The organism is Indolivaga macrotermitis (assembly GCF_900128985.1).
GTDB classification, from domain to species: domain Bacteria; phylum Bacteroidota; class Bacteroidia; order Bacteroidales; family Dysgonomonadaceae; genus Dysgonomonas_A; species Dysgonomonas_A macrotermitis.
The window spans coordinates 473,484-491,312 of record NZ_FQUC01000002.1 but is presented as its reverse complement, the minus strand read 5'-3'; the positions used below and the strand labels follow the sequence as shown (position 1 = coordinate 491,312).

Here is a 17,829-nt window from a genome sequence, read left to right as displayed (position 1 = left end):
ATAATCAGCGGAGGTTATTATACTCTGCCTGTTTTTTCTTGGTCATACCGTTGATAACTTCTTGTAAGGAATGGGCGACAAGCTCTTTAATCAGGGTATCGGGTATATCGCTTTCAATATAAATGCTGTTCCATGAAAGGTCGCGGGTATGGTCACCTGTTTGCACGCCGCTATACTTGTCGCGGAGTTCGACCGAATAATCGCGATTACATTTCATAGACATTCGAATCTTTCCGTCTTTCGGGAATATAGAACCATACACAAACATTTTATCCATTACCTTAAAAACGAGGATGTTTTTGTCGAGGAAAGGAAAACTCTCGGATGTTCCTTTAAACGAGAGGCAATATTCTCTGAAATCTTCTATATTCATAGGTTTGTATTGTTCTTTTGATAGGGTAATTTATGTAAATATAGTATGTTTTAGCCGGATTTCACCAAGCCGGATTCCCCATTCACCAATTAAAGATTGACGCCCATATCCTCTTTTTTTACTTTTGGTTATGAAAATAATCGAAATATATACTCTATTAAGTAATAAAGAGAAAAACAAAAACAATAAAAAGTAGGATATGAAAAAGAATGTATTGGGCATAATCTGTTTATCGTTGTGCATTTCGACAAGTTTGTTCGCCGACGATAAGAAAACTATAAAATCGAAACTGGATGCTGTAACAGTATTTTTTCAAGGAGCAGAATTGAATCATTCTGCATCGGGTACCCTGAGCAGGGGAGAGAACGAAATCTATATCGAAGGTCTTAGCCCGAATATAGATGTAAACAGTCTGAAAATAAAAGCATCTAATAGTGTAATTATATCTTCGTATGAATTTTCGGTCGATTATTTATCGGAGAGTAAAGTTGTAAGTCCTGCTTCAAAAAGATTGCTGGATTCTATTGATTTTTATCAGAAGAAAGTAGAGCAGTTAAATACCGATATTACTGTGACTAATAATCTTATTTCCCTTCTGCAAAAAGGAACGGATAAGAATGTTGCCGGATCGGAAAATGGCTTGGGTATCGATGAACTGGTAAAAACCATGGATTATTATAAGACTAAATCAACTGAATTGCAATTGACTCAGTCAGATAATAATAAAAAGAAAAAAACATACGATGAGGCATTGAGCCGTTTACGTAATCAGCTGTCGCAGGAAACAACCAAAAATAACAAAACATCGGGAGTATTGAAGCTGACTTTAGCCGCTCCGGTAGCTACAGCTTCCAACTTTACTATTTCGTATTATACATCGGCTGCCAACTGGGTACCTTATTACGACATTACTGTAGTATCTACAGATAAGCCTATCACTATTGCTGCCAAATCGAAGGTAAGGCAAACTACAGGACTCGATTGGGAAAAGGTAAAACTTACCTTATCTACTGCAACTCCCAGTAACGGAAAAACCGCACCTTTATTCAGTGCATGGTTTTTGAAGGAATATACTTATGGGCAGGTCGGAATAAACCAACTTTCGGGAAGGGTTGCCGGACTGGCTGTTCAAAATAGCTATTCGTTTTCTATGATAAACCCTATTTTAAATAGTTAAAAAATATTAATAATTTCGATTTAATACATAAAAAAATAGAGGCGGAGTACCGCCCCCTATACATCAATTCAACTCTATTTTTTCAATCACGCCGTCAAAAGTATCATCAGTATACCACTCATAATCATCATCTGCTAAATCGGCCCTAAAGTCCTCTATACTAAAGTCCGGAACATTAATTTTCGAAACAGGAAAATTATACACCTGATAATGAATAATATAATGACCATAACCACTAGCACGTTCAGCCCAGACATAACCTTCAATTTCATCCACGCTATCAAAAGCCCATCCATAACGACCAGCAAGAAGATCTACAATCACATCTTCACTCTCCCTATTTTTGATAGATAGATAAAGGTCTTCATTAGTGGTAGCTTCCTTTTCTATAACATTAATTGTTTCCATAATATACTATTTTTAATTATTTAAATTCAATACCTAAAGATAATCAATAATCTGATAATAAGCAAATTAATATATAAGAAAATATTTGAATTAACATAATTTAACATGACAGAAACATAATCATTTTCTAAAATTTAGAGCGCTCCGCGCTCATTAAAAGACCGTCCTAAATGTAGTTATTTTGGCCGAATTTCTGATTTAAGACACTTTTTTAATAAAATAGTATCTATATACCAAAATAAAATTTAATGCGCTTAGAACGCCTTAAATCTCATAACCGAAATATTCTTTTATCTTCTCAAAGAAGATCGAGTATTTACGCCAGTTCCGCCAGTTAGGCGGGATGTAATAAAAGTCTTCGCCCTCCTGATCGAAAGCCGAAACACGAAATTTAATAATTTCGGTAGAATCGTCGCCGGCGATCATAAAATTGAAGAACTTCAATTTATCGATAACAGGAACAATTTCACCGGTATCTTCATCGACAACCTCAGTACCGCACAAGTCGATAGCGAAAGCCTCTAACTGCTCTTTCTTAAGAACAAGACCTTGAGAGGACCCCCAGCGACGGCAATAGATCTTATCACTCGCTTTAGAGATATATTTTGAAATATAGGCCGATACACGACCAATATCGAGGGAGCTATACCGGATTTTTTCAAAATCAACAGGAGACAAGAAAACAAAACGCTTAATGCCTAATTCATCACGCAAGTACATGCGCTCAGTATCCTGAATAAGATAATCGTAATCACCTTTAGCAATAGCCTGACAAGTCCTCTTTAAGCCGGAATATCGAACGTCAGTTTTTTTAATATTTTGACTATAAGACGATAAAATATTAAAACCATTACGATGCAAAAGCCTAAGAAACCGCAGGTTAACAAGGTAGTAATTGATACGATCTTTATACTCAAAGATACAATGATAGTGAAGGACCTCACGAGCAGACTGTTCATGTTTTTCGAGTCGTTCGCCACTTTGCCTTTCATTAGTCCAAAGCCACTCAGTAAGCCCATAATTTTTACGCTCATTGTCTAAAAATTTTTTAAAAAGATTATGTAAATACTTATCCTCCTGAACCTTACTATCAAAAGTTCCAGGAATAGACGGAAAAGTGAAGGTAATAAACCGCAGATATTCTTTCTTTTTCGACCGAAAAAACATAGAATTTGCTGCATTTTTGATAGCAACCCGGGAACGGGATCCAATAGAAAAGCCACGTTCAGACCGGTTAAGCGAAGAATTTACTTTAACAGACCGATCAGCACAACAACAAGAACAAGTACAACTGACAGCATGACCAGAATGAGAGTCAAGCAAATCAAGATTCGTGAAAACAGGCTCCCTTTTTGCGCGCTTAAACGACGCAACAAAAGCACGACGCGGTACAAGAGTAGAACTAAAATCTCTACGGAGGATAAACCCATGATTATCAAACATAAATAAAAACCTAATCCGAAAAGTGAAACATAAACAAGTCCAACTATACAGAAGAATAATAGCCCTCTAAAAAGGGAACTCATTAAACTCAAATAAGTCTGGTGAGACCTTCAATTGCTCTATAAACGGCAGCACCCGGCGAAGCGTAGACCTATGATAGACATCCGTAGTCAGCTTATCAAGATTCGTAAAAACACGCTCGAGGAGCAAACGCAAATCAAACAACTTGATCTCTAATTTTGGGTCGAGACAAGAAGCGACATAAACGCCGGAAATACTATCCTTCCTTATACTGATGTGAATATCTACAGACCGAAAAGACTTCATACAAAGCCAAGATAATGAACGCTCAGGAACATCACCTAAACGCCATAATTTCAATATGTTCTTATCTAAATTATTCATAAACAAAGACATGAGAAAGGCTAGGAGAGGTTATTCAAACTCTCCTAAAGCCTTAGTTTACAAAACATTAATTACTATATACTAACTAATAGTATAGGTAGCACCATCTACCAACGGGTCAATGTCCTCAGACTGAACAGGCTGTCCGCCTGAGAAACTTTTACTATAATGAATTACATAATGGTTACCGACGATGAAGTTATTGCCATAACTATCACGATCGAAGTTAGTAGTATAATTCGCACCCGGCATTATCCATATCTCCTGAGTAACATAGTCTATAGGGGCATTTACAGGCAAGATTATAACTTCATACTGCGCAGTCGCATTTGTATTAGTTATATCGATATCAGGCCCGGGAGCGACACCAATAGAATATACACCACCATCAACCACGGCGGGTATATCATAAGTCGTAACCGCGCCATTACCGTTAAGTTTCCGGTAATAAATAGAATAATGATCGCCTACTACCAACTTTTGACCGAGACTATTTAAGCCAACATTTAGAGGCGTTCCGGAATTAACAAGATAAACCGTCTGTGAACTCCAATCTGCGGCAGTACCGACGGGTAATACAAGCAGCTCTAGAGAGTCAGCGGTATCTATACTCTCGATACTTATAGTAGCTGTCGGGATAATCTTCCATGATGCAGCTACATTCGTATTCGCGGCCGGCATAATAAAGGTTTCACCTAGCTGTTTAGTACCGCTCCAAGCAGAACTAACAAAGCCAAGAAACGAATAACCTTGTCGCCAAACCTCAGTAGGCAAGTTAATAGTAACGCCTACTTGATATTCTCCGGCAGTATCGCCACCGATCAATAAACCGCCAGCACCACTATAAGACAAATAAGCCTTCGTAACGGTAGGCTGAACGCGAATAAGATTGAACTCTTCTACGGTCGAAGATTCGGCTTGTTGTAAACGAATCACGTAAGTACCGTAAGCGAGCGAAGTAACGGCCAGATTCAGCCGGAAAGTGCCATCATTTAAGACTTCAACGGACGATACATATTCGTTACCTTCCAATACCGTTATACCATCGAAATTAGCACCGTTCTTAACGGACGTCGCATTTAACAAGAATGAGCCGGCTACTAAATCGTTATCCGTTAAGGTAAACGAAGAATCGACAATGTCAAAAGAGTAAGCCGGAACATCAGTATTAAGAAGATCGATAATTTCATCAAGCTGCTGTTCGACATTATGCAAAGCATTACATGTACATGTCGTATTATCCACAACTTGCTGAGTCAACAAATTATTTACCTCATTCAAGTCTTCGATACTCACAAGTATCTCATTACTCTTTTCAAGCAAAGCTTTAATATCCGGAAGGACATCAAGCTTTATACTTATATCACCTAACTTATCATCTATACGAATCAAGGCGCCGACCATAGCCTCTAAGAAGTCCAATTGCTTCTGGGGGCTATTGCGCCAGTCTAACCTAAATTTATTTACATCCATCTCAATTAATCTTAAAAATTAGTACAAACGAGAACATAAACATATTGCTCATAGTCATCACGGTTCAATGGTAAACCATTCGAATCAACGGAACCCGGAGCAGGGCGCAAGTCCTGAACATAGTAGAGATTTGGCGCAATATGGAAGCTACTAACATTAGCAACATTCATTATCTGAACAATCGGGTGCGGATCGAGAAACAATAACGCGTTAGTCATACCCTGAGTAAGGTCTGAATAACGGTCGCGAGAATCGGTTTTTTTAACTACAAAAGCATGTAGCAGAATAAACGGCTTATCGACTTGAAATTCTACTAAATTGTCAACCTGAGAGCCGTTAACGATAGTAGGTATACACTTATACATCTTCAATGTATAATCTGTTTGCCTACTGAATAAATTATTTTTTATATCCATCACGAAAAGATATGTAGGGTATTATTAGAACGGGAACTATAGAATATAGCGTTAAAGTATTCCAGGAATGAAGAATGCAGCACAAATGCACAGGCATTCTCATAATATTCACCGGACCAGTTACTAAAGACCAGAACCCGGGAGACATCGCTATAACTAAGAGGAATAAGACCCAGATAGGTCTTAACAGGAGCAACAACAAACTGAGAAGAAGAAGCCGTCAAGCGGGAATTTAAAGAAGCTGATACGGCAGCCGAATCAGCGAAAAAACTCTGTAAATACATACAAAAAACCTCACATAAGTAAGACGGAACGCTAAGAACAAATACAACGTTGTGCATAGGGAATAATTTCCCATGCGACGCCATCGCATTAGTAAAACTACCTTCTGTTATGCAATGACAAACAAAGCGCTTTTCCTCGCGTAGATAGCAGAGGAAAAGCCAACTGTTAATTATTTTCTTCATTCTCAATTAGCTTAAAAATAACTGAACGGTCACCTGAACGGAATTGAGGAGAGCAACCAAGCAGATAGGGTGCAGAACAATTACCATTGTCCAACTCAAAGAAACATCCCAAACAACTGGCATGATCAATCACTTCATAAGATCGACCTTCAATAAAAACTATTTCTTTTTCTGGATTATTTTCCATTATTTTACAGTATTAATTTTTAAAATTTAAAGAACATGAACAGAGAAAACACCCAAAAACCAGAACCAACACTTGTAGCAAAAAGACTAAACAAGGAACTACAGCTATTAGGCATAAGATCAGAGCTAGAGAAATACGACGGATACAAACACATAGACATAGCCATACCGAACAAGTTTATAAACATAGAAATAGACGGTTCTCATCACAATTTAGACAAAGAACAAGCAAAAAGAGATATATTAAGAACATACTATTCAATGGTTAAAGGATACTACACTATAAGAATCCCTAATTCACTACTAAAAGAAGAACACGACATAAAAGACACCGCACGAATAATTAAAAAAATAATAGACGAAAAGCCAAAAACATACAATAAAAACTACATCGAAACGGTAATTAACGACAAAAGATCGCAAGGAATAATAAATATAGGAATAGGAACAGGAATAGGGATTATTATAGGAATCACTACATCTATACTCATTATCCTCTAAGACAAATGTTCCATATACATAACTTTATCAGAAGAACTAAACAAGACATCTAAATCAGAAGAAAGAGAAGCGTTCAAATCCATCTGCTGATACCAAGAACGCTTTTCTCTCTTTAATAGTAAATAAACAGACGACAATTGCTGAAATTCAGACTTAGTAACAGTCAACATAAACCGACCTACGACAGCTTCATCAGTATTTTTCAACCAAGGAAAAAAGGCATCCGAAGCCCAAAGCTCATTAAAAAGCCATTCAGCAGACTGCATATACGTATTACCGTTAGACATCCGATCAGAAGAATGATTTAATATTTCCTTTTCCTGAGAACTGGTTACAGTACCTGCACCAGAAGAACCAAAAACCTTCTGATATAACTTATACAACAAGAAACCGCAAGCAATAACGATAAACCAAACAAATACATTCTGTATAATACCGAATGTATCTCCTGCAGGAGATGCACTTTTATTCAAAATAGCCATAAAATATACAATTTAAATAAAGCCTGACTATACAGGCTCTATAAATTCAACAATATTACACTTTAGGAGCCCATTCAAGGTATTTAGAACGTGGTATCCAGAAGTAACCAGCTTCAACACGATGGATAAAATAACCTAAAGCAGCAAGCATATTCCTGTTTACATCTAAATCAAATTTAGTGTCAACATCGATACCCAAGTAAGAAGCTAAAGTACGGGCATACGCGGCCGGATCATTGCTTTCATGTCCATAAGGAGCATAACGGGTAGTAATACCAAGCAGCGTATTTAAACCATGCTTTTTGAAGTAGTTCTTTAGCGTCATGAGCTGCGCTCGAACGCCATAATCAAAATTATCAAAATACATAATAGCACCCGACTTTGTTTTAGATTTATTCATTCCCTGCCAGTTAGTCGAACCATCCCAGAACAAAGCACCGGGATTATTCGAACGCTGACTAAGTGCTGTCTTGTCAAAGGTCAAAGTTTCCTGATAAGAAGCCGAAAAACCCTTAGAGTCATTATGCAAGACACTGCTAGTGTGAACACTATCAGAATCAAGAGTAGATTCAGGACTAACATTTACATAACCGCCAATATTGTTGACGCTCTGAGAGCTTATAGGGTTATTAACAGGAACAGGAACAGACGGTGTAACAACATCCGAAGTCTTCTTAGCTATTAATAGCTTCCAGACAAGGAAGCTAATAACAGCAAGAACGCCAGCAATGAGAAAAGCCAAAATTCCCTTATTCATACCTTTATAAATTTGCTAACCCATGTTTTTATAGGCTGCCATTTCCAAATAGCGACAATTACCGCCAAAACCAACAGAATAGTAGGAACACCAAAACCCAAAATCCGAGTACGGCGACCAGAAAACAAACCACGCCCAGAAGATGAACGGCGACGTCTAAAACGTCTGAAAGGACGAAAGGAACGGAACCGACGGAAATAACCACGGAAACGGGTACGATAACGACGAAAACGACGTCTAAAGCCGTAACGCCTGCGGGAAGTTCTACGACGTGCCATTACAGACCCCCTTTCTCTGAACCGTCTGCTTTAAACAGATCAGCTGCAGTAACAACGTTAGCTGCCACCTCACTAGGGTCTTCGTCAGCTTCGTCTGGTTCAACTTCTGGAGGGTATTTTTCACGCCATGCCTCATACTCGGGAGTAAAGGCATCAACAAAACTTTTTGCAGCAACTGCAATAATGGCAAACAAAGCCATGTACTTAACTATAGTTTTCATCGTAATTTGGTTTTAGGATAAGAATCTTTCACAAAGGAAATAACGCCCAAAGAGACACAAAACACGGGAGGCATAACACCGAAAATTGAGACATAGAAAGGGCTAGAACAGCAATCAACTTTTACAATTTTAACAAATTTTTAACTATAGTAATAGCTTAAAAATCCGATTAAAATTAACCCGTGTTTTGCTTTCTCTTTTTAGCGTTATTGGCGCAGGTAAAAAATTCTTATCTGATTATTTTTATAATTAAAAAAAGTAAAAAAAAAAAAGATTATTATAGCTTACTAGATTAACGGGTTCGACGACCCAGGGAGAACATCACAAGCAAGATCAGGGCCACGAGACCACCGATAACAAGTAGCATATTATCTTTAATAAACCGCGCCATCTTTTGCGCCGTTGTTTCTTCAACAACGCCCGTAACGACGTTTATAGCCTGTCCTTCGGCCTTTTTCAAGGCATCAGAAACACCGGGTATATCAGCCGCTTTTGCAGTGTTCCAGAGACCAGACAACAGAGCAACCCAGTCAATAGATTTCTTCTTCGTTGCCACGGCTAAAGTCTCAGCAGTATAAGCCAAGGCCTCAGGATCCTGATTAACGACGTCCAGAGCAATTAAATTACTTTGTTGAGCACCTGATAACGGAGCCTGCCCTGTGACATAACTATTCACCGCTGAAAGAGTCATATTAGCTTTATCGACTCCCAAAGGATGTCCATAAGAATCAAGTAACTGCTTTACATACATACTTTTTGCACCCAACGACTCAGGAAGAGATACAAGAGAACCGTTAGCGGTCTCAGCGGCATTGATCGGAGGCGATGTAAGATCGACCGGATTATAAGTAACCGATTGATCAGCATTCACAGTATACGCATAACTGCCATCTTCATAAGTATACACCCCGGGAGAATCAGCCGACGTTTTCGGCAATTCTTCACCGGGCTTAACCTTCGAGGGGAATAAGACACTGACAAGACCACCCGTAACACTTGCCTTTAAACCAGTAGAAATATTCTCTCCAATATTTCCGCCACCGAGAACACCGCCTACAGTATTACCGAGAGCCACAACAGGGTCAACACCTACGAGAGCCGTAGCGGCATCGTAGATTTGGCCAACACCCGGAGTAACTTTTAACACCGGACTGGCAACTTTTGCAACCACCTTAACGGCGGAACTTGCAACTTTACCAACCGATTTAACGACGCTCGAAGCGACCTTACCAATAGAACTGAATATACTCATAAACCAAGAATATTAAAGGACAGAAGTATCGACCACGCGCAGAACATACGCACGATCATCATATTTACTCGTCACTTTAGCAGTGGCAAAGTCTGTAACGCCGATAGCATTATAATATGCACCACCGGAAGCAATAGTAACCGCTTCAAAACCAAGATTAGAAGTAACATTCTGTCCCTGAATAACACGGGTAGCAGAGATATCATTACCAAACATAGCTAACAAGTCATTCTGTGCACGAGCGACAGACTCAATTTCTCGTTCAGACCAGTTCACAGAATACTGATTTTCCTTTGCAAGCAATTGAAAATCAAGTATCTGTTTAGACATAATAAGCTGATTACTATTCGTCAAATCAATAGCTTTTTGAGAACTGGCATTCAGATGAATAGATTCGTACATAAACGCAAGATTCGATTTAACAGTATCGACAGCATAGATTTGCAAACTCAAACCATCATCAGCAGCACTAGGTGTAATCGTAGCAAGACTGCTAAAGTTAGTCGATACAGAGATATAACTATTGTCATCAAGCGACAGAGCACCACCCGCACCGATCATAACAGGGAAGACAACACGATTAATCTTTCCATTCGCGTCTAGATAACATTTCAAATGTTGTTCTCCCATAGTAGCAGCGATAGTTAAAGGAAGAATAGGCAGAGAAGGTATTAATGTACGCTGACCACCCGCACGAGAAGTATACAACACTTTTAACGTATCGGAGGTAGGTAATGCCAAATCGCCAAAAAAAGCAGGTAAACTGTCATAACCCTGACTTTTAGTCACATCAAAAAGCAAGAAGAAAGTACCATTTTCGACTTGCAAGTCGGAAATATTTCCGTTTTGGTTTAAAACTCTCATAATCAATAATATATTTAATAAAACAATAAAGAAACTCTTTTCAAAGAAAGCGGTCGCGTTTCACAACGAAACCGCTTAAGATTCAAACAATTAATAATAATCACTATAAAGAAAACAAAGACATTACAGAGATACATGATTAGATAACTTAACGTACGGAGCGCCACGCTTAACAACGCAAAACATCCGTTCAATAAGTTTAAATTTAACTGCATTTAAAACGCTCCCGGAAGATTTTCCGGAAGCGATTTTTCTTTTATAATAAGCCCTTAATTCAGGGTCATGAGTAATAGCAGACAAAGCACCCTGAGTCAGATCAGATTTTAAATGCCGGGCGCATAATTTAGACACGCGATCAGCAGAATAGACACTTGTACCTGAACGATAAGGGAAGGGAGCAACACCGACGTAACTAGCATAACTCCGAGCGTCTTTAAACAGCCGAAAATTATCAGTATATAAAAGGACATTTGCAGCATTAATAAACGAAATACCAACGATACTGATCAGTAACGAAAAGTTACGATATAGATCGACATCGGATTCTATTAAATGAATAATATCCAACTCAATAACCTTTAAAACAGATGTACAATGCTTAAGATCAGACTCATAACGACGATAAACCGGAGTATCCGGCGCTTGTCTATGATCGGTAAGATAAGCCCTCGCACGAGATGCGCGCTTTTTATAATCGGAACGCTCGCTAAGTAGCCTTTGAATCATAAGCATCTCAGAAGATTTACCTATCGATCGTTTTAGCTCGTCACGATGAAGATAACAATAACGGGCTATACGCCCGGCGTCTATATTATCGGATTTACCACGAACGAGACCCATAGACCGCTTTATTTCCAAACCGGAAACAACGCTATAAAACACATCTTTCTCCTGCAAAAAAGAACGGAAGTCATAACCATAATAACCCGTATGTTCCATACAAATAAGAACATCAGGCCAGGAGATATTACGCTGTTTTAACCAGCGGGCAAAAGAAGTAAACCCGGATAAATCATTAGACACCTGAACATAGTTAGATGATAACATATTTTCAGATGCATAGATACGAATATCCAGAGTCTTCTTTGAGACGTCAACACCAATACAATAACGATCGGACATAAGATTTTTGTTTATTTTCATATTCATATTAATTAACCCACTTATCAAACTTTCTATAACTCTTACCAGCCCTTTAATGCTATTTTTCTATCTAGACCTATTGACAAAAAAAACGGAACGGGACTATAACGAATGATAGACCTTGAATCTAGTAAGATATTTAGTTCACCCGTTCCGCTTAGGTATTAATAGAATATAAACAAGAGCATTTTGTTCATTAACGGGAATAAAAAGTAACTTTTAGACCACGTCTAAGCTTAAACGTTAACTTATCGTCAATAGACGAATAAGCACGATTCAAGAACTTAAAGCATAAATCAAAACCAACAAGAGAAACAAGCCCCCAGACACCAACCAAACGGTTAATAGCGCGTGAGTAAACTTTGATCCTGTAATTCGCTGATATATATGAGACCAGCCAACGATACTGAGTACATAAGATATTATAAGCCACATCAGTCATATCGGTCAAGATCTAGGATCAAATAAAGAATCGACTAACTTCAAAGAATTCTGAGCAGCATATTTTTGCGTTTTTTCGCGCAAAAAACTAAGACGAACAGAATTATATTGCGTAATCTCATTAACTGCGAAATGAAGTAAAGAGGATTCGCGATTAGCACCTTCATAAAAGTAAGTAACAACAGCCTTACCGGCTTTAACAACGATTTCAGCACGGTATAAACCAAAACCAAAAGATATTACATCATTAGATTGCTTTGCCATAAGAATCAGATATTTGATAAAATATAGTAACTGTATATAAAGAAGGATTATCAGAGGGAACGATAACACCAGATGCAAGAAACCTTTTAGCCTCAAGACCAGTTATACGAATAAACGAGCCTAGAGAAACATTTTCACCAGCAGGCAAGAAAATCTTATGTAATTTACGCTTAGACATAATACAAGTATTAAAGTTTACATTAAATAGCAATTTTCAACCAGTAGAATTTAACATCAATAGATTTAAGAATTTCCGTACCGTCCAAAACGAGCAGACCCTTAGCAATAAGTCTATTAGCCACCTCCTCAGACAATTCAATTCCAGTCTCTAGGCCGAGACCTATCAAGTAATATTCATTTCTCATAACACTGTAAAGATTAACTGTCTATAACCCATTTAACAATTTACAAATCTAAGAGTATGATATGATGCCGGCTCAGGAATTACAGGAAGTAGTAACTACAGCATATGGTACGCGAAAAGATAAGCAAGCCGAGTTACTTTATATTGTCGATGGCAATCCTGTTGATGCCGTATATGTGGCTGCACTTGATCCGTCTATGATAAAAAGCCGCCAAAGATTGACAGGCTCTGATGCTACTGCCATATATGGTAGCAGCGCTACCGGAGGGGTAGAGGTAATAACCTTGAAAAACAGTATGGATGATTATATTACTATGTCTGACAACGATATGAATGTTACATACAATATCGATATACCCTATACGATACAGGGAAATGGAAAAGTGCAAAGTATAGACCTGCAAACAAAACAGGTACAAGCCGAATATAAATATTACAGTGCACCTAAACTGGATACCGAGACATATTTGCTGGCAGAAATAGCGGATTGGGAGAAACTGAATCTGCTTAGTGGTAAGGCTAATATAACTTACGATGGTACTTATGTAGGAGAGTCGATGATCGACACCCGTTCTACAACTCAAAAACTGGCACTAACTCTCGGGTCAGATAAACGAGTTACAGTAAAACGCGAAAGATTGAAAGATTTCAGCAGTACTAAATTTCTGGATAGCGGAACAAAACAGGTCTTTACTTACCGCATAACTGTAAAGAATAACCAGACGAAACCGGTGAAGATGGTATTGAAAGACCAGTATCCGATTTCGACCCAGAAAAACATCGAAGTGGAGTTGATAACAAAAGATACTACCCCATGGACCGCTAATAAAGAAGATATAGGGGTTATAAGCTGGGAAGAAGAACTGCCTGCCGGGGCTACCAAAACTTATGAGATCAGTTACAGTGTAAAATATCCGAAAGGAATGAACCTGAACCTTTAATATCCGAGATAAGAATATAATAACAGGGTGGCTATAAAAGCTGCCCTGTTTGCTTATGGATGGTATGTACAAATGCAATATTTTCACTTGCCCGGCTTTTTATCTATACAGAAAACAGATTTATAGAGAAATGAATAAAAAGAAAAATAAAAAATATTGTCACTTTTGCTTCAAATGTCACTTTGAGAAGGGTAAATTCCTTATTGTCAAGAAATAAAAAAGGTGACACCAATTGTTTATCTGTCACTTTAATGTCACCTTTCTGTATAAGTTTGTCACTTTTTTTGTCATTGAAACCGGAATAAATCGGAGATAGTTAAAAGATTAAAAAAGTTGCCAATTGTACGGAAAAAATTATTCGGAACGGAAATAAGTGTTAATTTTATACCTCAAAGAATAAATGCGATTAAAACTATTCATTAAATATATAAAATAGAATAAAGAACCATGAAAACTACTGTTATTTCAGAAAAATTCAAATCATTGTTCGGTGACGGAGGTCAGCTATACACATCACCGGGTCGTATCAACCTTATCGGAGAACATACCGACTATAATGGAGGTTTTGTTCTTCCGGGAGCTATCGACAAAGCAATGTATTGCATGATCAAGCCAAACGGAACTGAAGATCGTGTAAGAGCTTACGCTGTTGACCTTGAAGAAATGGATGAATTCGGGTTGGATGATATTCCGATCAAACAGTGGGGTAAATATATATTTGGTGTTTGCCACGAGATGATGAAACGTGGAGCTAAAATCAAAGGATTCGACTGTGTGTTCGCCGGAGATGTACCTCTGGGTGCAGGTATGTCTTCTTCCGCAGCTTTAGAAAGTTGTTTTGGTTTTGCTTTGAATGATATATACAGTTTAGGATTCGACCGTTTTGAATTAGCTAAAATCGGTCAGGCTACAGAACATAACTATGTAGGAGTAAAATGCGGTATTATGGATCAGTTTGCTTCTTGCTTCGGTAAAGAAGGTTCGCTTATCCGTTTGGATTGCCGTTCATTGGAATACGAGTACATTCCGTTTAATCCAGAAGGATACCGTTTGGTATTGATTAATACCTGTGTTGCCCATGAACTGGCTTCATCTGCATACAACAAACGCCGCGAGTCGTGTGAGAATGCTGCTTCTTACATCCGTAAATACCATCCTGAGGTTGAATTGTTGAGGGATGCAACCATTGATATGTTGAAAGAAGTGGTAAACGAAGTGAGTGCCGAAGATTATATGCGCGCAGAGTTCGTGATCGAAGAAATTCAACGTATGGACGAAGCTTGTGATGCCTTGAAAAAAGGAGACTACGAAACAGTGGGCAAGAAAATGTACGAAACACATATCGGGCTTAGCCGCAAATACGAGGTAAGCTGCGAGGAGTTAGACTTCTTGAATGATGTAGCCCGTCAATGTGGTGTAACAGGCTCACGTGTAATGGGTGGCGGTTTCGGAGGTTGTACTATCAACTTGGTAAAGAATGAACTACATGATGGATTTATCAAGCGTGCAACTGAAAGTTACGAGCAAAAATTCCGCATCAAACCGAAAGTTTATGATGTGGTGATAAAAGACGGTGCCCGTAAACTGTAAAAAATAAATGTTAATTGAGCCGGCTTATAGATAGCCGGCTTTTATTTATAAATTTTATTTATCAGAGAAGACTTAAATATATAAATAATTGCTATTTTTGTTTCTTGAAATAAGAGTCTCTGCTCCGATATTGGTTTTGTCGACATGGGAAAGTCTTGTTTGTATAAGTAAATTAAAACAATAAAATCTATATGTATAATTGGTTTGAATGTAAGGTGGCTTACGAGAAAACGATGGAGAACGGAACACAGAAAAAAGTGACCGAACCTTATCTGGTAGATGCATTATCATTTACGGAAGCCGAAGCTCGTATCATCGAAGAGCTAAAACCTTATATTGCCGGAGAGTTTACAATAGCCGATATTAAGCGTGCAAAACTTGCTGAGTTGTTCTTTAATGAAAACGGAGACCGCTATTACAAGGCAAAAGTATACTTCATCACTTTAGACGAAAAGAGTGGAATGGAGAAGAAAACAGCTGTTCAGATGTTGGCTCAGGCATCGGATATAAAAGATGCATTGGAGGTTGTAGAGAAAGGTATGGTTGGAACTATGGCTGACTACAGTATTGCTTCTCTGACAGAAACAGCATTAATGGATGTTTTCCCTTATTCAACAGACGATAAAGGGAAGATCGAGTATACAAAAGAAGAGTAAGATGAGCATCGCATCGAATTTAGATACAATAAAGAGCCAATTGCCCGAAAGGGTTAAGTTGGTGGCCATTTCTAAATTCCATCCGAAAGAAGCTTTGATGCAGGCCTATAATGCCGGTCAGCGTGTTTTTGGAGAAAGCCGTGTTCAGGAACTGGATGAAAAGGCGAAGGAATTACCGTCTGATATCGAATGGCATCTGATAGGTCATCTTCAGACTAATAAAGTGAAGTTTATTGTTCCGTATATTCATACTATTCAGAGTGTTGATAGTTGGAAGATATTGACAGAGATAAATAAACATGCACAAGCAGTCAACCGGACAATCCGTTGCCTACTTGAAATAAAGATCGCTCAGGAAGATACTAAATACGGCTTTAGCTATGATGAATGCCGTGAAATGCTGGATAATCAGAATTGGTCTGCGTTACAATACATTCAGATTGCAGGGGTGATGGGAATGGCGACTTTGACTGACGATGAAATACAAATACGAAATGAGTTTAAGACCTTAAATTCTTTTTATGAAGAATTGAAAGATTCTTATTTCTCAGAATGTTCTCAGTTCTGTGAAATATCGATGGGCATGTCTCATGATTATAAAATAGCCATAGAAGAGGGTGCTACTATCGTTCGTGTAGGGACATCTATCTTCGGAGAAAGGGAATATTGAGACTCATTCGAATATATACTTTTACTTAAAAGATACAACTTTTTCGAATATGAATATACAACAGTTGGAATACATTATCGCAGTCGATAATCACCGTCATTTTGCAAAAGCAGCCGAGGCGTCATTTGTGACTCAGCCTACATTAAGTATGATGATTCAGAAGCTCGAAGATGAGCTCGGGGTGAAGATATTTGATCGTAGCCAGTTGCCCGTTCAACCAACTCCGATAGGAACTCAGATTATAAATCAGGCAAGAGTTATTGTTTCACAGGTGAAGCAGGTAAAGGAGATAATACAGGAGGAAAAAGGTATTGTAAAAGGTACTTTCAAGCTGGGTATCATCCCTACTATAGCACCATATCTTTTGCCCAAACTGATGTTGAGGCACGAAGAAAATGGCTATGATATAGAGCTGGTTATTGAAGAAACCACTACTACCCAGATTATAGACCGTCTTCTCAATGGGTCTTTAGATGGGGCTATTTTGGCAACTCCTCTTAAAAATGATAAGTTGAAAGAACATCCGATTTATTACGAACGATTTTATGCATATGTATCTCCCCGTGAGACTTCCCTATATGCAAAGAAAGAACTGGATGAAGAGGATTTGAATATAAATAAGCTTTGGTTACTAGAAGAAGTTCACTGTTTTAGAAGCCAGATACTACGTATTTGTAATCTGCGTAAACGCAAGAGTTCTCATACACTGTTTACATACGAAGCAGGAAGTATTGGAACACTGATCAATATTGTAGATAATAATAGTGGGCTGACTATTATTCCGGAAATGGCTATTGATCAGTTGAACGATAAGCAAAAGCAGAATATCCGTCCGTTGAAGGATATTTCTCCGGTTCGTGAGATCAGTTTAGTTACACGTAAGGAGTTCTTGAGAGAACGGGTTTTGAGTATCATTATCGATGAAGTAAAGAAAGCTGTTCCTCCTCAGTTATTGAATGCGGAATTGAAGAAGTTTGTTGTTGATATCTGATCAAGTATAAACAATAAGAAGATATGTGAAAAGGAAAGCTAATCAAAAACGGTTTTCCTTTTTTTG

Annotated in this window: 23 protein-coding genes; 7 read left to right on the top strand and 16 right to left on the bottom strand. The window is 38.2% G+C overall.

The window, feature by feature from the left end:
- Positions 1-4 precede the first annotated feature (4 nt).
- Positions 5-373: an MmcQ/YjbR family DNA-binding protein gene (locus BUC12_RS05045; protein WP_062176068.1), complete on the bottom strand. Its 369-nt coding sequence runs from the start codon at positions 371-373 to the stop codon at positions 5-7.
- Positions 374-572: 199 nt separating this feature from the next.
- Here BUC12_RS05045 and BUC12_RS05040 point away from each other — a divergent pair, with 199 nt between their 5' ends.
- A complete protein-coding gene (locus tag BUC12_RS05040) occupies positions 573-1,550 on the top strand; it encodes a mucoidy inhibitor MuiA family protein (protein ID WP_062176071.1) in 978 nt (325 codons plus the stop codon).
- A 63-nt stretch (positions 1,551-1,613) separates the two neighbouring features.
- On the opposite strand, the gene BUC12_RS05035 is transcribed toward BUC12_RS05040, so the two are convergent.
- The 7 genes from BUC12_RS05035 to BUC12_RS05005 all read right to left on the bottom strand — a co-directional run bounded on the left by BUC12_RS05035 (position 1,614) and on the right by BUC12_RS05005 (position 6,349).
- Positions 1,614-1,958 carry a hypothetical protein gene (locus tag BUC12_RS05035; RefSeq protein ID WP_062176074.1) on the bottom strand — a complete coding sequence of 115 codons (345 nt, stop codon included), beginning with the start codon at positions 1,956-1,958 and terminating at the stop codon, positions 1,614-1,616.
- Positions 1,959-2,222: 264 nt separating this feature from the next.
- Entirely contained in the window at positions 2,223-3,125 is a 903-nt protein-coding gene (locus tag BUC12_RS05030) for a hypothetical protein (protein WP_062176077.1), read from the bottom strand.
- 342 nt (positions 3,126-3,467) lie between these two features.
- Positions 3,468-3,728, bottom strand: coding sequence for a hypothetical protein (locus BUC12_RS05025; protein ID WP_139262006.1), 261 nt, complete (start codon positions 3,726-3,728; stop codon positions 3,468-3,470).
- Positions 3,729-3,887: 159 nt separating this feature from the next.
- Positions 3,888-5,279, bottom strand: a complete 1,392-nt coding sequence (locus BUC12_RS05020) for a hypothetical protein (RefSeq protein WP_062176083.1) — start codon at positions 5,277-5,279, stop codon at positions 3,888-3,890.
- A gap of 11 nt (positions 5,280-5,290) precedes the next feature.
- Positions 5,291-5,644, bottom strand: coding sequence for a hypothetical protein (locus tag BUC12_RS05015; protein WP_139262005.1), 354 nt, complete (start codon positions 5,642-5,644; stop codon positions 5,291-5,293).
- Positions 5,645-5,694: 50 nt separating this feature from the next.
- Entirely contained in the window at positions 5,695-6,162 is a 468-nt protein-coding gene (locus BUC12_RS19855) for a hypothetical protein (protein ID WP_139262004.1), read from the bottom strand.
- A complete protein-coding gene (locus BUC12_RS05005) occupies positions 6,146-6,349 on the bottom strand; it encodes a hypothetical protein (RefSeq protein WP_062176094.1) in 204 nt (67 codons plus the stop codon). The genes BUC12_RS19855 and BUC12_RS05005 overlap by 17 nt, the downstream gene beginning before the upstream one ends.
- A 35-nt stretch (positions 6,350-6,384) precedes the next feature.
- On the opposite strand from BUC12_RS05005, the gene BUC12_RS05000 reads away from it, so the two are divergent.
- Positions 6,385-6,849: a PDDEXK family nuclease gene (locus BUC12_RS05000; protein WP_062176097.1), complete on the top strand. Its 465-nt coding sequence runs from the start codon at positions 6,385-6,387 to the stop codon at positions 6,847-6,849.
- Here the strand turns inward: BUC12_RS05000 and BUC12_RS04995 are convergent.
- From BUC12_RS04995 to BUC12_RS04955, 8 genes are all read right to left on the bottom strand, one after another.
- Positions 6,846-7,331, bottom strand: a complete 486-nt coding sequence (locus tag BUC12_RS04995) for a hypothetical protein (RefSeq protein WP_062176100.1) — start codon at positions 7,329-7,331, stop codon at positions 6,846-6,848. The genes BUC12_RS05000 and BUC12_RS04995 overlap by 4 nt on opposite strands.
- Before the next feature lie 55 nt (positions 7,332-7,386).
- Complete coding sequence (locus tag BUC12_RS04990; protein ID WP_062176103.1) at positions 7,387-8,088, bottom strand: hypothetical protein; 702 nt, start codon at positions 8,086-8,088, stop codon at positions 7,387-7,389.
- Between the two features lie 277 nt (positions 8,089-8,365).
- Positions 8,366-8,587 carry a hypothetical protein gene (locus tag BUC12_RS04985; protein ID WP_062176107.1) on the bottom strand — a complete coding sequence of 74 codons (222 nt, stop codon included), beginning with the start codon at positions 8,585-8,587 and terminating at the stop codon, positions 8,366-8,368.
- Positions 8,588-8,879: 292 nt separating this feature from the next.
- Positions 8,880-9,839 carry a hypothetical protein gene (locus tag BUC12_RS04980; protein ID WP_062176110.1) on the bottom strand — a complete coding sequence of 320 codons (960 nt, stop codon included), beginning with the start codon at positions 9,837-9,839 and terminating at the stop codon, positions 8,880-8,882.
- Between the two features lie 12 nt (positions 9,840-9,851).
- Positions 9,852-10,454, bottom strand: a complete 603-nt coding sequence (locus BUC12_RS04975; protein WP_139262003.1) for a hypothetical protein — start codon at positions 10,452-10,454, stop codon at positions 9,852-9,854.
- A gap of 372 nt (positions 10,455-10,826) precedes the next feature.
- Entirely contained in the window at positions 10,827-11,846 is a 1,020-nt protein-coding gene (locus tag BUC12_RS04970) for a transposase (protein WP_175552606.1), read from the bottom strand.
- Positions 11,847-12,293: 447 nt separating this feature from the next.
- Positions 12,294-12,551, bottom strand: coding sequence for a hypothetical protein (locus BUC12_RS04960; protein WP_062176119.1), 258 nt, complete (start codon positions 12,549-12,551; stop codon positions 12,294-12,296).
- The gene (locus BUC12_RS04955; RefSeq protein ID WP_062176122.1) at positions 12,535-12,729 is read right to left on the bottom strand and encodes a hypothetical protein; all 195 of its coding nucleotides are present in this window, start codon (positions 12,727-12,729) and stop codon (positions 12,535-12,537) included. Before BUC12_RS04955 ends, BUC12_RS04960 begins: the two co-directional genes overlap by 17 nt.
- Positions 12,730-12,977: 248 nt before the next feature.
- Between BUC12_RS04955 and BUC12_RS04950 the strand changes: the two genes are divergently transcribed.
- From BUC12_RS04950 to BUC12_RS04930, 5 genes are all read left to right on the top strand, one after another.
- Entirely contained in the window at positions 12,978-13,856 is an 879-nt protein-coding gene (locus tag BUC12_RS04950; protein ID WP_073357287.1) for a DUF4139 domain-containing protein, read from the top strand.
- A 447-nt stretch (positions 13,857-14,303) separates the two neighbouring features.
- Positions 14,304-15,446, top strand: a complete 1,143-nt coding sequence (galK, locus tag BUC12_RS04945; RefSeq protein ID WP_062176129.1) for a galactokinase — start codon at positions 14,304-14,306, stop codon at positions 15,444-15,446.
- A gap of 191 nt (positions 15,447-15,637) precedes the next feature.
- A complete protein-coding gene (locus BUC12_RS04940) occupies positions 15,638-16,102 on the top strand; it encodes a DUF4494 domain-containing protein (protein ID WP_062176132.1) in 465 nt (154 codons plus the stop codon).
- A gap of 1 nt (position 16,103) precedes the next feature.
- Complete coding sequence (locus tag BUC12_RS04935) at positions 16,104-16,772, top strand: YggS family pyridoxal phosphate-dependent enzyme (protein WP_062176135.1); 669 nt, start codon at positions 16,104-16,106, stop codon at positions 16,770-16,772.
- A 49-nt stretch (positions 16,773-16,821) separates the two neighbouring features.
- Positions 16,822-17,763 (top strand): hydrogen peroxide-inducible genes activator, encoded by a 942-nt coding sequence (locus BUC12_RS04930; RefSeq protein ID WP_062176138.1) that lies wholly within the window; start codon positions 16,822-16,824, stop codon positions 17,761-17,763.
- The last annotated feature ends 66 nt before the right edge of the window (positions 17,764-17,829 follow it).